A 14,542-nucleotide genomic window follows, 5' to 3' on the forward strand; every position below is an offset into this window, starting at 1 on the left:
TACAAATAGATCCTAAATTGAATTGAGGATAACGTATGGATAAAAATTTTAATTGCGCAAAGGTATAAATAAAAAAAAAACGAAGTACCTTTTTATTCCTAAACTGGTGCTTCGTTAGTCAAAATGACACTATTAATATTATATTTTGCTTATTTCTTTTTCAATTTTAACGATAATATCTTTTGATCGTTGGGTTTCTGCAAGTTCTTTGGCCAATTTGGTGTAAGCCTCTGCCCGCTCTCTATCTTTCTTCCGCAGCGCGAGATTAGCCAGATGGATTAATACATAAGATTTTTCATTCTTGCCACCTACAGGAAAACGACTGGCTAACTGAAAGTGATATTCAGCCTTATCGTAATCTTCCTCTTTCAATGCCATATTGCCCTGCATAAACTCGTAATAACCCCTTCGGGTTTTAGCCAAACGCTCAGGCTTTGCAACCTCGGCCAGCAATGCTTTGGTTTTACCAAATTCATTATTTTTAAAGTGCTTTGATGCCATTAAAACAGAACCATGTTTAAAATGACTCCAAACAACAAAGGCAAATAACAGCCCGGAAACAGCGGCCAGCTGATATTGGTTATAAAAAATACAAACCAATGCAGCAAGCACAAAAACTGCCATTAAAGCATATCTGCCCTTATTATTGTACATTAATGACTATCAGTGAATTTATAACCTACACCACGGATGGAATGGAAATAAACCGGATTTTTTTGATCTGGTTCGAAATACTTGCGGAACGTTAAGATAAAATTATCAATTGTTCTGGTTGATGGATAAACATCGTAATTCCAAACGGTTTCTAATATCTGCTCTCTTGATACTGCATCGTTTTTACGCTCGATCAACAGTTTTAATAACATCGTTTCCTTTTTTGTTAATGGCGTAATGGTACCATCATCGTGTTTTAATTCGAAAGAGTTAAAATAAATTGTTTTATCACCGATTTTATAAGAATTCAATTCTTTTAAATCATCAGATTTTAAACTGCGTTTAACTAAAATACCAACACGGAGAATTAATTCTTCCAAGTTGAAAGGTTTAACTAAATAATCATCAGCTCCTTTTTTCAAACCTAAAACACGGTCTTCGGAAGTGTTTTTAGCTGTTAAAAACATAATTGGAACTTCTGCATTCTCTAAACGGATTGTTTCGCAAACCTGGAAACCATCCATTTCAGGCAACATTACATCTAAAATAATTAGATTAAAGCGTTCTTCTTTAAAAATTTTAAGAGCGGTTTTGCCATCTTTAACGGCGTGAACTTTATAACCCTCAAGTTCGAGGTTTAATTTGATAGCATCTAACAAGTGATCCTCGTCTTCTACCAATAGAATTCTTAATTTTTGTGACATAATTGAGATTAACTAAATGTTACTTCAAAAATACTTCCTTGAGGCAAATTGTCTTTTACTGTAATATCTGCATCATGGTATTGTAAAACCTCTTTCACAATAAACAAGCCTAAACCTGTTCCTTTCGCTTTTCTGACATTCTCGTTACCAACGCGGTAAAACTTATCAAATATCAACATTTTTTCGGCATCTGAAATACCTGGCCCTTTATCAATCACACTTAAATGAATATGACCATCTATATTGTTTAAATGCACATTTATCTCATCACATGGACTAGAATACTTTACTGCATTTTCGATTAAATTGGTAACAACTGACGATAAGGCAAATCTGTCACCCATTATCTGCAAATTTGGCTGAATATGCGTACTAATCAATTGTTCGTTGCCACAAGAGTGAACCTGAAGGCGATCTGTAATTTTTGAAACCAATTCGGAAAAGTTAAATTCTTCTTTTGGAAACGTGTAAGACCGGTTCTCAATTTTTGTTGCCAATAGCATGTTTTCTACCAAATCATCCAGTCGTTCAATATCTTTTAACGAATTATTGAGTAATGAAACCTGACGGGCTTTATCTAAATCTCTTTTAACAATAGTTTGAATAGAAAGTTTTATAGCCGCTAAAGGAGATTTTAATTCATGTGTAATCGACATTAAGAAGTTTTGTTGCTGCTCTCTTAGCTTATCTTCCCTTTTTAACGACTGGTGAAGAAAATATCCACCAATACAGAGCAAAAATAGAAATACAGATCCCTCCCCCATAATCATCGTCATGCGGCTGGGCTGCAAGCGCACTACCAAAGTTCCCCACGAAATGAGCTGAATCAGTGCATATAACAGTAATGCGTAAAATATTATTATAGATTTCTTCATTTCTTTAGGGTTGATTACACAGATGTCTCTTGTCCGTAATTGCGAGAAGTAACAACAAAGCAATCTGAATGCTATAGGGTTTAAAGCCTAGCGATTATAGTAGGATTACTTTGTTTTTCGCGATAACAATCTTTAAATAAAGCCTTACTTTTTAAATACCAAGTCTAATGCTTCAAAAATAGCACGTTTCGCTTTCTCCAGTTCAATTTTTGTGTGTGCTGAAGATACAAAACCAACTTCATATCCTGATGGGCCTAAATAAATTCCTCTATTTAATAATTCGCGGTGCATAATTTTGAATTTCTCCATACTTCCTGCATCAATATCATCAGCCGACTGAATTTTATCTTTATCGGTAAAGGCAAACCAGAAAATAGATCCAATTGTAAATACTTTGAATTTATAGTTACGCGCAGTTGCAAAACGCTGAATACTGGCCACAAATTCTTGCGCTTTGGTATTTAAATCTTTATAAAAGCTTGATTTATTTAACTCTGTTAACGTTGCAATACCTGCTGCCATGGCCACCGGATTACCAGATAAAGTTCCTGCCTGGTAAACACCGCCATCTGGAGAAATATGCGCCATAATTTCTGTGCGTGCCCCATACATACCAACAGGCAAGCCACCTCCAATAATTTTTCCGTAAGTTACAATATCAGGAGTAACGCCATAATGTGCAGCAGCACCTTCAAAACCTACCCTGAATCCGGTAATTACTTCATCAAAAATTAAAAGTGAACCATTCTCGGTACAGATTTTACGCAAGAAATGAATGTAATCTTCATCCTGAATGATTAAACCGTTATTTGCAGGAATACCCTCGATAATTACAGCAGCAATTTGATCTTTAAACTGAGCAAAAGCCTGCTCAATAGCAGTTTTATCATTTAAAGGAATAACAATGGTTTCTTCGGCGAAAGATTTTGGTACTCCTGCCGAAGATGTTTCGCCAAAAGTAACCAAGCCAGAACCTGCTTTAACCAAAAGCGAATCGCTATGGCCATGGTAACAACCTTCGAATTTTAAAATTTTATCGCGACTGGTAAAACCTCTTGCTAAACGTATTGCCGACATTACCGCTTCGGTACCTGAACTGGTGAAACGGATTTTCTCTACAAAACGGTTGTTTTTAATAATCAGTTCTGCCAATTCATTTTCTAAAGCTGTTGGCGCACCAAAACTCATTCCGTTCTGCATTACCTCAGTCACTTTTTCGCGGATTTTAGGATTATTGTGACCTAAAATTAATGGGCCCCAGCTTCCACAGAAATCAATAAACTGATTGCCATCGGCATCCCAGATGTAACAGCCATCCCCTTTTTCGATAAAAAGCGGTGTACCATAAACAGATTTGAAAGCCCTTACCGGAGAATTTACACCACCTGGGAAATACGTTTTTGATTTTTCGTACAACTCCGCAGATTTAGCCCTCGAAATATCAGGTTTACTTCCTGTATTTACTGGAATATCGGCTTCGTTGCCTGAAAACATTTTTTTTAATGAATCTAACATTTTTTTTGAGCTAAAAGCTGAAAGACTAAAGCTTAAAGCGAAAAGTAAAGCGCTATAAAATGGCTTTGGTCTTTTTGCTCTAAGCTTTCAGCTTATCTAAATCCAGTTATTATTTAAAATATCTTTAATATGGTAAGTAGTAATAATGCTTGCACCTGAACGGGCAAAGGCGTGCATGGTTTCCATCACAACTTTTTGTTCATCAATCCATCCGCGTTCTGCGGCAGCTTTAACCATCGAATATTCGCCTGATACGTTGTATACTGCAATCGGCAAATTGGTATCTTGTTTTAACCGCTGGATAATATCTAAATAAGCCAAGCCAGGTTTCACCATTAACACATCAGCACCTTCCTGCTCATCAAGCTGGGCCTCACGTAAAGCTTCCAAAGGGTTTCTAAAATCCATCTGATAGGCTTTTCTATCACCTTTACTCGGTGCACAATCTGCAGCCTCTCTAAAAGGCCCGTAATAGGCTGAAGCAAACTTTGTGGCATGACTCATAATGGCTGCGTTTACAAAACCATTTTCATCTAAAAGATTCCGCATGGCTTCAATCCTCCCATCCATCATATCTGATGGTGCAAACATATCAGCGCCAGCTTCGGCATGTGCTAAAGCCATTTTAGCAATTACCTCAACGGTTTTATCATTTTGAACATAATCATTTTCTAAAATTCCGCAATGACCATGGGTAGTATACGAACAAACACAAACGTCGGTAATGATGTATAAATCTTCGCCAAACTGCTTTTTAAGTTCGCGAACTGCGGTTGGAACCAAAGAATGGTCGTGATAAGCAGATTTTGCATCTTCTGATTTCTCATCACCAACACCAAAAAGCATAATTTTGTTAAGCCCCTTTTTCATTCCAGCCTCAACATCTTTTACCAGGGTATCAACCGAATAATGGTTTACACCTGGCATGGCATCAATAGCATGGCTAACATTGCTGCCCGGCACTATAAAATAAGGGTACACAAACATATCCTTCGATAACCGGGTTTCGGCTACCATCTCCCTCACCAATGGGTTTTTCCTTAATCTACGTGGACGATTTAACATATTTTATTTATTTAGCATCAAGGCCTTAAATTCGAGTGTTGAGGCCTGTTTATCTTTTTTATTTTTTTTAGGGTGATTGCACAGATTGACTGATTACACAGATTTTTTGGATTTAATATATAGCATTATGCTTCCTGCTTTTTCCCCTAAACTTTCTACCTTAACTTACTTTATCTCTATTCCAAAAACAGCTTCAGCCAACCCAATTTCGTCAGGTGAATATGGCAATGCGTATTTCACTCCCATTTCGTCAAATTTTTTGCCGGTAGAGTTACCGATAGCAATTACTTGTTGGCCTGGTTCTAATAAATTATCTACAAAATAGGCATCAACATTTGAAGGACTGGTAAAAATCAGCACATCGGCATAACTCTGGTCAATATCTTCTTCTATAACCGTTTCATAAATTGGCAAATCGATTATTTTAGCATCAGCTGGTAGCGACTTTTGAATCGATTGTAAAGAATCCTGCGCTCTTGGAAACAATACTTGCTGCCCGCTAACCAATTGTGCAAAATCTTCAGCAACTTCAGTAATATCGCCACTTTCACCAACAAAATCAGCAAAATGACCAAATTTGCGCAAAGCATCTTCCGATCCTCTTCCAACTACACCAAATTTTGTTTTTTTAGGCAATACAGGTTTTAGATTGAAAAAATATTCAACGCTGTTGCGACTGCTGAAGAAAACCCAATCTACCTGTCGTAAAATGAATTGATCTAAAACAGTTACTATTGGAAAAGTACGAATTAATGAACGTCCTTCTATTTCAATATTATTATTTTCTAATGCTCTGCGGAAATAACTGTGTTCGCCAATTTCGCGTGAGATAAAAACCTTTGCAGGTTTTTTTCTTTCTACATTAAACTTGGCTACAATTGTTTCGGCCAAACCTTCGGTACTTTCTGCGCGTAAAAATAAACGTTCAGGAAAGTGATCTGCAGTTTCGGCTTTTGATGTCCAGATTTCGAACTTTCCATTTTCCTTTTTGCAATAACAACCTAAAGGCATGTGGCAACCTCCTTCAAAAAGATTTAAAACCTTCCGCTCTACGGTTACTGTTTCTGCTGTTTCAGGATCGTGCAGTTTTTGAAGCGCATCAAAAAGTTCGGTATCATTTTCCCTGATCTGAATCGCCAAAGCGCCCTGTGCAGGTGCCGGAATAAATTCTGTAGTTTCGAGTTCTTCTACATGTAAATCACTCACATCAAGATTTAAACGCTTCACACCTGCCTTTGCGATCAAAATGGCATCGTAATCTTCATCACGAAGCTTTTGAATGCGTGTAGGTACATTTCCACGCAGATCTTCAATTTCAAGATCAGGACGCAAGCCCAGCAACTGTGCTTTACGGCGATTGGATGAAGTACCAACCATGGCACCTTTTTTTAAGGAAAGTTTTTGCGAAACATCCACACAATCTTTTAAAATCAGCAGGTATTCACTTGCTTCTTCGCGTGGAGGCAATGCGGCAATAATCAATCCATCTGGATGAGTAGTTGGCAGATCTTTAAGGCAATGTACTGCCAAATCAATTGTTCCGCTCAAAAGCTCTTCTTCCAGTTCTTTGGTAAAAAAGCCTTTGCCTTCCAGTTTATCCAATCTTAAATTCAGGATTTTATCACCCTGTGTTTTAATGATTTTTATTCCTGCTTCAATTCCAATGGCTGCCAATTCATCTTTTATATGATTTGCTTGCCATAAAGCCAGGTCGCTACCGCGTGTTCCGATGGTTAATTTCTTCACTATAAAGGTTAAATGAGTTGCAAATTTAATTTAATTAGTGATTTATACCATGAATTGTTTAAAAATGAGACAGTGAGGTTACAGAAGGGATAATTTAAGGGATTTCTGTGACATTACATAAGTGACTTGTGATTATGAGGAGTAATTTATTGTATAAAAATCAAGAGGAGTGACATGATTTTAAGGAAAAGAATATCCTATGTGTATAGCCTATGGGTGAGGTTGAAACTAGTTCAGCATAAACGACAAGAAAATTATTTTAAGGATTTCTCTAAAAATGAAAGATCATTCATTTCATTCGGGATGACACAAATGAAGAATGTTAGAAAAAGTGTAAAACACCAGACTTGGTGCCCTTTGCAAAAGCCTTAACGCTTTTTGCGTTTAAGCTGATTAAGGTTGATTAACCAGAATTTCTTTGGCCATAATCATCGGAACGCTGATGCATTTTTTCTCCATGTAGTTCATTACACGTTCTAAAACCTCGCGCGATGCATCGTCCATTTGGCTAATTTCATCAGCAAATACACCATTTAAGGCTGTATTTTTGATTTCTTTAATTTTACGGGGTACATCCTGCATTGCCAGTTCGATACGGCGTTGTTTCAATACATAAAAAAACTCAGCAATATTATTGCTGATAATCTCTTCTGCATGTACCAGTTCGTTGTAACGTTCCTGAATATTTTTGCGTGCTACCTCCTTAAGTGATTCTACCTCAATGTAATGCACAGGATTATTGTGAATTACAGCCGGTGTAACATCATTAGGAATGGCCAAATCAACAATAACCTTTTTGCCTGTTTCGCCTTTTAATAACTTGGCATACAATTCTTCATCGATAATTGCTTCGGTAGAACCTGTACAGGTAATAATCACGTCAAAGCCTTCGTTAAAATCTTCAAGTGCTTCTAAAGGATAAGCTTTTCCGTTCAACTCTTCGGCCAGGGTTTCTGCTTTTGAGAGTGTACGGTTGAAAATGGAAAAATTTGAGTATTTATGCTTATTAAGGTATTTTGCAATATTCTGGTTGGTTTCACCGGCACCAATGATCAAAATACGTGAGTTGCCACACATATTCAGTTCTTTTAATTTACGGTATGCCAATGAAACAACAGAAACAGGGTTTTTTGAAATATTGGTATGCGTATAAACTTCTTTAGCCGTTTTAACCACACGATCCATGATCATGCGCATGTAATCACCAGTAAAACCAGCATCGCGGCAATTTTCGTAAGCTTTACGAATTTGTGCTAAAATTTCTTTCTCGCCAACTACCAAACTCTCCAGTGAGCATGATGTGCGGAGCAAATGATTAAAGGCCTCTTCGTTTTCGTAAACAGAAACGTTATCAAGAAAGCGCTCCATAAATTCGGGAGGCAGGCCCATATCTAAAACGGTAAGAAACCTGGTTACAAATTCCTTGTCGGTTTTCTCTTTGGTAAGAAAAACAAATTCAACACGGTTACAGGTTCCAATATAGAAAATTTCGCTAACGGGAAGTTCTGCTTGAACATTCTTCAATCTGCTATCTAAACTCTGGTCACAAATAACTAATTTCCCTAAAGATTTCAGGTCGATGTGGTGATGCGTAAAAGCTATTACTTTTAAATATTCCAAGTGATTCCGTTATTAACTATTATCGGGATACAAAAGTAACAGGGTGAAGGCATGTGACTGTCATTAACCTGTAATTTACATCAATTTAGAACGGTTTTAAATAGAGCCGCATTATCATCAAATATAATATTGATTAGATGAAAAAACCAATTTATAAGTTTCTACTCTTAATTTATGCTGCTTTCTACGTTCTGGCAGGATGTAATCACTTTTTATCCACTACAGTATATTACGTAATTATGCCAAAATGGTTGCCTGTACCTGGCTTTTTAATTTACTTTTCTGGAATATTAGAAATCATTTTAGGTGTATTATTGCTTTTTTCCGGAACGCGTAAGCTTGCCGCGTTGCTGATTATATTGATGCTGATCGCTTTTTTACCTGCTCATATCTACATGATCCAGCTGGCTCCGTTTAAGTTGGGCAAAATATTGGTAACACCGTTTATTGCATGGTTAAGATTGCCAGTTCAGTTATTGTTTGTGGGTTGGGCATGGTATTATTATAAAAAAACAACTTGATTATCTTATAAAAAATGCATCATTTGGAGCGGAGTGCAATGAAATTTTGATGGTTTATAAAAAATGGTTTAAGTAAATTTCAAAATACAGCTGAGTGTGGACTGCCCTGCACAATAACGGCAGGCGCAGTGGTACCTGTTAGCGTTACGGTAGCTTCGTTAGAACTGTTGCCCTCGTTATCCATCATTTTATAAGTTATTGAAGGGTTGCCGTTATAACCTGCCTGAGGCTTAAAGGTAATATTGCCTGTTGTATTGTTCACTTCCCAGCTGCCCTGGCCTGTTACGGTAATTGCATTAGAGAATATTGATGTAACAGGGTCTTTAATCACTACAGTTGTAGGATTTGGCGTGTCGCCAACATTATCATTGCTCAAAACAGGAACGGTTTGGTTAATGTGCGGAGTATAGCATACGTTATCATTGATAGCCTGAGGTTTAACATCAAGCAAAGCAGCATCTGAAACTGCCTCCTGGCAAACATTATTGTCATTAATTATCTTAACGCGATACTGATAAATATTCATGGCTTTTGTTGCGTTTGTAATGGAAAGGGTAGCTGTGGAGGCACCATTGTATCCTCCCGCATTTGTAATATCGGTCCATATACTACCTGTTGCTGTAGTTAAAACTTGCCATTGGTAACTTAAATTCCCTGCGGATGTGATGGCACCGACGGTATAACTGATATTATCACCAACATTTACAATTTTTTTCACTGGCTGAGTATTTATTGCCACCATGCCCCCCCTCGTTATCACATTATTGTATTTAGTTGATGTGTATGTGGCACCAATAACCCTCCCATTTGCGTCAACAGTTCTCGAACTGGCATCACCATATCTATTATCACTTCCGCTTTTGGTTTTGTCATTGTAATATTCATTGGCATCTGAACAACCATCGTTATCACTATCTGTATCTTCCAAATCTGGAATTCCATCACCGTCAGTATCTGTATAACAAACTCCATTAAAGCTAAAACTATCGAAATTAAACGCACTTTTGTTGCCGTAAAGATAAACTCTCACATAATAGGTATTGCCATATAACAACCTGAAATTCTTAGTCAGGGATGTTTTATAAAAGCCTTCACCAGCTGAAAATGTAGGTACAGTACCATCATACAAAACCGTGTTAGTGGTAAATGCCGGACTGGTGGATATTACAATCTTTACATTCTGAAGCTGGTTCAGTGCATAATAAGTTATCCAATCTTTTAACTCATAAACCCTATTTGCGGTACTGGCCATAGGAATAGTAACCTGTATGTACTGATTATTGCTTATTGCTTGTGCCGAGGTTGTTGCAGTGGCATTATTAAATGTCCAAAGATAGCCGTTTGTGGAAGATGCAAATCCTCCCCCAAACGAAACACTACTACTTGAGGTAATTACATCTGGAGCAAACAAATTCTTTTCCAGTGACCCTGGAAAAGGTGTTGAATTTAAATCCCAAAACAGTTGGGGATTAATTGAAGTACTGAACGGAGGAAGTGAACACGTATTTTCAATTGCGTCTAAAATCCCATCGTTATCATCATCCTGGTCTATATTGTTGGCAATGCCGTCTCCATCAGTATCCAATGTGCTTTGTGCCCGAACTATGTTTATACATATGGATAAGATAAATATAAGTATGTACTTTTTAGTCATTTAATGGCTATATTAATTATTATTTATTATAAATTTAAAACTACAAAATTTGTATATCCGAAACTACATTGAAGACGAATAATTAATTTTTAAAATATCTATTTTTGCAAGTCATATCTTTTTTTGAAAAGTAAAAAAATTATGTTCAATCCATAGCTAAAAAATATCCAGCAGTGCGTAAAACAGATAGATATTGATTTATTAGTACCCATAAATGTATTTGACCAATTTTAACAAGAGCATAAAAATAAATTATTTTTTCGTAATCCTGTTGTTTTATTATTACAAAAACATAAAATAAATAATATATATTTATGGTCTTAAATATACACCTATTTAATAAGTAAATTACCTAATCATTAAACCCTATAACAGCATTTTTATGAAAATTTTTTTTACTAGATTTATTTTATCGTTAGCAGTCTTAATGACTTGTACACAATTGGTATTACATGCACAGGTTACACCTACAACATCTGGCGTAACCCTGGTATGTGCGGGAGGAAGTTTTAGTTATGCCGACGCCGCATCTGCAACAATACCGGTTGGGTATACTCATAAAATTTATTACAGTGCTACCAAGGTCGATCTGGCAGTTAATGATCCTGCAACTACCGGAACATCTGTAACAATCACTGCACCAAATACTGTTGAAAACGCAGCAACCGGGTATTACTATTTAAAAGGTACACCTGCGGATGCTACGCTCTGTGAAACTCCATACCAGGAAATTCCGGTTTATGTGTTTAAATCGCTAAGTGTAGATTTTACACCCAAGAATTTTTGTATCGCTAATACAGCTGAAGAACAGAAAGGTAATGTTACCACTCAGGATACCTACCAAACATTTGCCTATCAATGGTACACAGTTAACACCGGTGGTACAGAAAGTAAGATTACTGATGCAACGGGCATTAATTACACCCCAACCATTGCCGGAACCTATAAGCTAAGGTTGAGGACGGCCTATAAGGTTACAACTGCGGGTACCGATGCATATTATTGTAAAGCCGAGTCTGCTATTAAAGAGGTAATAGTTAGTGCTAAGCCAATTACCCCAACTGTAACAGTAACAGGTGCAGCCCAAGAAACGCTTTAAACGTCAGCAGCATAATTCAGCATAATACCTCATGGAGCGCAAGTTCGTCTTTTTCTTTTTTGCAATGTTTCTGGTTTTGGTTGTGCAAGGTCATGGCCAGACAGCGGTAAAAAGAAAAAAATTCGTCCTAAAAAATGGCGGAACAGCTGCGCTTCAGGCAAACAGTGCTGAGGCTTCCTCTTTTGTATGGTACAGGGATGGTAATGTGCTACCGGGAATAAATACATCCAGTTTATCAGTTAATGAGCCCGGAATTTATAAGGTAGTGGCGTTGAACAGTGGTGACTGTCCCTCTGATGAATCTGTTGAGATTGAGATAATTATAGCACAGCCAATACTTGCTGATGTAGCCATTACAAAACGATCGGAAATTAGAGAAGTGCTAAGTAACCAGCTTTTTAATTACACCATAAATGTGCGCAACAACGGTGCAGCCACAGCCAACCAGATCAAGGTGGTTGACAAACTACCGGATAATTTGATTTTTGAGAGCTTTGATACTCCAACTGATGGAACTGCTAACTATGATGTTGAAAACAGGACGATAAACTGGACGATCCCCCAGCTACAGAATGGATATTTCTCAGAGCTGATTGTAAAAGTTATGGCCAAACAAGCGGGTAAAGTAAGCAATACGGCAAATGTTACCGCTATGGAAACTGATCCGGATTTGAGCAATAATACTTCTACCGACAACAAAAACATATCAGCAATCAGGGTGCCTAATGTGATTACCCCCAATGGAGATGGTAAAAACGACTTCCTGATTATCGATAACCTCGATTCATTTGATGAGAATCAGCTTACCATTATTAATAGGTGGCAAAGCACAGTATATCAGGCTATAAATTACAAAAACAACTGGGACGGGAGCAAACTGGCCGATGGAACATATTTCTACCTGCTTAGGGTCAGGAATGTTAAGGGTTCATGGATTGAGCAGAACGGATATATTACTATCCTAAGATAGATAAAAAAGAATGGTGAAACATGCAGTATTTTTTCTGGTGGCCTTATTTACACAGCTTATTGCCCGGGGGCAGCAAGACGCTCAATTTGGCCAATATGTTTTTAACGGCACTTTCATAAATCCAGCTTATACGGGTTATAAAGAAGAGTTATATCTTCAGGCCTATGCCAGAGCGCAATGGGTAGGAGTACGTGGTGCCCCACAAACCATATCGATCTCTGCTGACGAAGCCGTAAAAGATGAAAGCGTAGGGCTAGGGCTTTTAATTGCTAAAGATAAAATCGGAGCGCAGAGTTCCCTTGGTGCTATAGGAAATTTTGCCTACCGCATCAAGCTTGATAGAACAGAAACAAATGTACTGGCATTTGGTATAGGTTTGGGAATTAGACAGCTAGGGCTAGAGGGCAACCTGCTTGATCCAAGAGATGGGGGCGACGTTATTATTCCATCAGGTACAGTTAGCCAGGTAATACCTGAAATAAGGACGGGTGTTTTCTATTCTAATGAAAAATATTTTGTGGGATTTTCCATAACCGGTTTATCCGTAGGGAACCTGAAGCTATATTCCAATTATCAGGTGCTCAACATTCAACCGCAAAAGCATTTCTATCTTACAGGCGGCATGGCTATAAAAATGAATGATGACTTTATAATTAAACCTGCCTTTTTGATAAAAGACGAGATTAACGGCCCAACATCTTTGGATTTAAATGCATTTATGCTTTTTAAACAACGTTTTTGGATAGGAGGCGTTTACCGCAGTACGGTGAAACTTTATCCTAAAAATAATCTCCAGAACAATTTATCCAAACTTGCGGCAGCGGGTGTGATTGCCGAATACTTTACCAACAATAATCTCCGTATCGGATATGGTTATGACTTTAGTTTGAACGGTTTACAGAAGTATGATTATGGATCACACGAGATTTCACTAGGCTATTATTTTACCACAAAAAAAAGCCGCAGGCCTAAATGTTATTTTTAAATCACAAGGCGGCCTTTTTTTATTAAACATAATACATATTAACCTTGAGGAAGAATTTTGGGATTACTTACCACTACTCTGGGCCATCTGGCAATCATTTTGATTACCGCATAATGGTAATCGATTTCCTATCCATACATTCGGGATTACGCAGCAGCCGAAATGGCGCGTCCTTTAAAAAACATACAACAAAATTAGATTTCGTAGGTTTATATTTTTGTACCAACACCTTTAAATTATGATTACACAAAGCAATTTTAGTCTTAGCGGCTCTGACGGAAAATTAATTATCGTCGATATCACTTTTGATGAGAAAAACCCTAATACACCAATTATTCTTTTTGTACACGGCTTCAAGGGCTTTAAAGATTGGGGTGCTCATAATTTAGTTGCCCGGCATTTCGCCAATAATGGTTATCGTTACATTAAGTTTAATTTATCGCATAGCGGTGTTCCTGTTGACGAGCCAAAAGATGTAACCGGTATGGATGCCTTTGCCAGCAACACGGTTTCAAAAGAACTTTTTGACGTAAATGCGGTATTGGATTTTATTGAAAAAGCATATGGTAAGGATATTAAGGTAAACCTGATTGGACATAGCCGTGGTGGCGGTTTATCCATTATTGAAGCCGCCAACGATTTAAGAATTAACAAACTGATTACCTGGAGTGCCATAGCCGATTTTAACAGCCTTTGGAAAAAAGAGCAAGAGGCGGAATGGAAAAAGAACGGCAAAATATTCGTTACTAATGCCCGTACCAAAGAACAAATGCCTTTAAACGTAACTTTATTAGAAGATTTGGAAGAAAACGCAGCTGCATTAAATATTTTAGATGCGGCCAAACGCATAAACATACCATGGTTAATTGTACATGGTGATGATGATGTTAATGTGCCTTTTGAGACTGCACAAACTTTAGCAGAAGTAAATCCAGCTAGCAGATTGGTTAAAATTGAAGGTGCCAATCATGTTTACGGGGCAACACAACCTTACACCAGCGAAACTTTGCCGCCGCTTTTATTTAAGGTTTGTGAAAAGGTTTTGACTTTTTTAAATGAAGAATAAATTAATATCTTGAGTCATTATAAAATATGGCTCAAGATAATATCAACTTCTCAGGCTTCAATCAAGCT

The 14,542-nt window shown here is 37.4% G+C and carries 13 protein-coding genes; 5 read left to right on the top strand and 8 right to left on the bottom strand.

Translation table 11 applies throughout. The annotated features are described in order from the left end of the window. Nucleotides 1–138: 138 nt before the first annotated feature. From ASE74_RS19510 to hemA, 7 genes are all read right to left on the bottom strand, one after another. Nucleotides 139–654 (bottom strand): hypothetical protein, encoded by a 516-nt coding sequence (locus ASE74_RS19510; protein ID WP_055912693.1) that lies wholly within the window; start codon nt 652–654, stop codon nt 139–141. Further along, nucleotides 654–1,358 (bottom strand): response regulator transcription factor, encoded by a 705-nt coding sequence (locus ASE74_RS19515; protein WP_025146905.1) that lies wholly within the window; start codon nt 1,356–1,358, stop codon nt 654–656. Before ASE74_RS19515 ends, ASE74_RS19510 begins: the two co-directional genes overlap by 1 nt. 8 nt (nt 1,359–1,366) lie before the next feature. Next, on the bottom strand, nt 1,367–2,233 hold the full coding sequence (locus ASE74_RS19520) for a sensor histidine kinase KdpD (protein ID WP_055912696.1): 867 nt from the start codon (nt 2,231–2,233) through the stop codon (nt 1,367–1,369). 144 nt (nt 2,234–2,377) lie between these two features. Further along, nucleotides 2,378–3,748 carry a glutamate-1-semialdehyde 2,1-aminomutase gene (gene hemL / locus ASE74_RS19525; RefSeq protein WP_055912699.1) on the bottom strand — a complete coding sequence of 457 codons (1,371 nt, stop codon included), beginning with the start codon at nt 3,746–3,748 and terminating at the stop codon, nt 2,378–2,380. Between the two features lie 96 nt (nt 3,749–3,844). Continuing rightward, complete coding sequence (hemB, locus tag ASE74_RS19530) at nt 3,845–4,813, bottom strand: porphobilinogen synthase (protein WP_055912702.1); 969 nt, start codon at nt 4,811–4,813, stop codon at nt 3,845–3,847. Between the two features lie 165 nt (nt 4,814–4,978). Beyond that, nucleotides 4,979–6,559, bottom strand: coding sequence for a hydroxymethylbilane synthase (hemC, locus tag ASE74_RS19535; protein WP_200912330.1), 1,581 nt, complete (start codon nt 6,557–6,559; stop codon nt 4,979–4,981). Nucleotides 6,560–6,952: 393 nt separating this feature from the next. Continuing rightward, nucleotides 6,953–8,179, bottom strand: coding sequence for a glutamyl-tRNA reductase (hemA, locus tag ASE74_RS19540; RefSeq protein WP_055912708.1), 1,227 nt, complete (start codon nt 8,177–8,179; stop codon nt 6,953–6,955). A gap of 137 nt (nt 8,180–8,316) precedes the next feature. Between hemA and ASE74_RS19545 the strand changes: the two genes are divergently transcribed. Further along, nucleotides 8,317–8,700, top strand: a complete 384-nt coding sequence (locus ASE74_RS19545) for a MauE/DoxX family redox-associated membrane protein (RefSeq protein ID WP_157255487.1) — start codon at nt 8,317–8,319, stop codon at nt 8,698–8,700. A 79-nt stretch (nt 8,701–8,779) separates the two neighbouring features. Here ASE74_RS19545 and ASE74_RS19550 read toward each other — a convergent pair whose 3' ends face one another. Further along, on the bottom strand, nt 8,780–10,354 hold the full coding sequence (locus ASE74_RS19550; protein ID WP_157255488.1) for an Ig-like domain-containing protein: 1,575 nt from the start codon (nt 10,352–10,354) through the stop codon (nt 8,780–8,782). Between the two features lie 427 nt (nt 10,355–10,781). Between ASE74_RS19550 and ASE74_RS19555 the strand changes: the two genes are divergently transcribed. The 4 genes from ASE74_RS19555 (at nt 10,782) to ASE74_RS19570 (ending at nt 14,474) form a co-directional block, all read left to right on the top strand. Next, nucleotides 10,782–11,453, top strand: coding sequence for a hypothetical protein (locus ASE74_RS19555; RefSeq protein WP_055912717.1), 672 nt, complete (start codon nt 10,782–10,784; stop codon nt 11,451–11,453). A 31-nt stretch (nt 11,454–11,484) separates the two neighbouring features. Continuing rightward, nucleotides 11,485–12,423 (top strand): gliding motility-associated C-terminal domain-containing protein, encoded by a 939-nt coding sequence (locus ASE74_RS19560; protein ID WP_082458859.1) that lies wholly within the window; start codon nt 11,485–11,487, stop codon nt 12,421–12,423. Between the two features lie 10 nt (nt 12,424–12,433). Then, nucleotides 12,434–13,408: a type IX secretion system membrane protein PorP/SprF gene (locus tag ASE74_RS19565; RefSeq protein ID WP_055912723.1), complete on the top strand. Its 975-nt coding sequence runs from the start codon at nt 12,434–12,436 to the stop codon at nt 13,406–13,408. A 238-nt stretch (nt 13,409–13,646) separates the two neighbouring features. Then, entirely contained in the window at nt 13,647–14,474 is an 828-nt protein-coding gene (locus tag ASE74_RS19570; protein WP_055912726.1) for a S9 family peptidase, read from the top strand. Nucleotides 14,475–14,542: the final 68 nt, after the last annotated feature.

It is taken from the genome of Pedobacter sp. Leaf216 (assembly GCF_001421515.1).
In the GTDB taxonomy this organism is placed as follows: domain Bacteria; phylum Bacteroidota; class Bacteroidia; order Sphingobacteriales; family Sphingobacteriaceae; genus Pedobacter.

Coding starts and splice junctions, on each gene's coding strand:
- ASE74_RS19510 (WP_055912693.1), bottom strand. CDS start 654: ATGTACAATAATAAGGGCAGATATGCTTTAATGGCAGTTTTTGTGCTT.
- ASE74_RS19515 (WP_025146905.1), bottom strand. CDS start 1,358: ATGTCACAAAAATTAAGAATTCTATTGGTAGAAGACGAGGATCACTTG.
- ASE74_RS19520 (WP_055912696.1), bottom strand. CDS start 2,233: ATGAAGAAATCTATAATAATATTTTACGCATTACTGTTATATGCACTG.
- hemL (WP_055912699.1), bottom strand. CDS start 3,748: ATGTTAGATTCATTAAAAAAAATGTTTTCAGGCAACGAAGCCGATATT.
- hemB (WP_055912702.1), bottom strand. CDS start 4,813: ATGTTAAATCGTCCACGTAGATTAAGGAAAAACCCATTGGTGAGGGAG.
- ASE74_RS19545 (WP_157255487.1), top strand. CDS start 8,317: ATGAAAAAACCAATTTATAAGTTTCTACTCTTAATTTATGCTGCTTTC.
- ASE74_RS19550 (WP_157255488.1), bottom strand. CDS start 10,354: ATGACTAAAAAGTACATACTTATATTTATCTTATCCATATGTATAAAC.
- ASE74_RS19555 (WP_055912717.1), top strand. CDS start 10,782: ATGACTTGTACACAATTGGTATTACATGCACAGGTTACACCTACAACA.
- ASE74_RS19560 (WP_082458859.1), top strand. CDS start 11,485: ATGGAGCGCAAGTTCGTCTTTTTCTTTTTTGCAATGTTTCTGGTTTTG.
- ASE74_RS19565 (WP_055912723.1), top strand. CDS start 12,434: ATGGTGAAACATGCAGTATTTTTTCTGGTGGCCTTATTTACACAGCTT.
- ASE74_RS19570 (WP_055912726.1), top strand. CDS start 13,647: ATGATTACACAAAGCAATTTTAGTCTTAGCGGCTCTGACGGAAAATTA.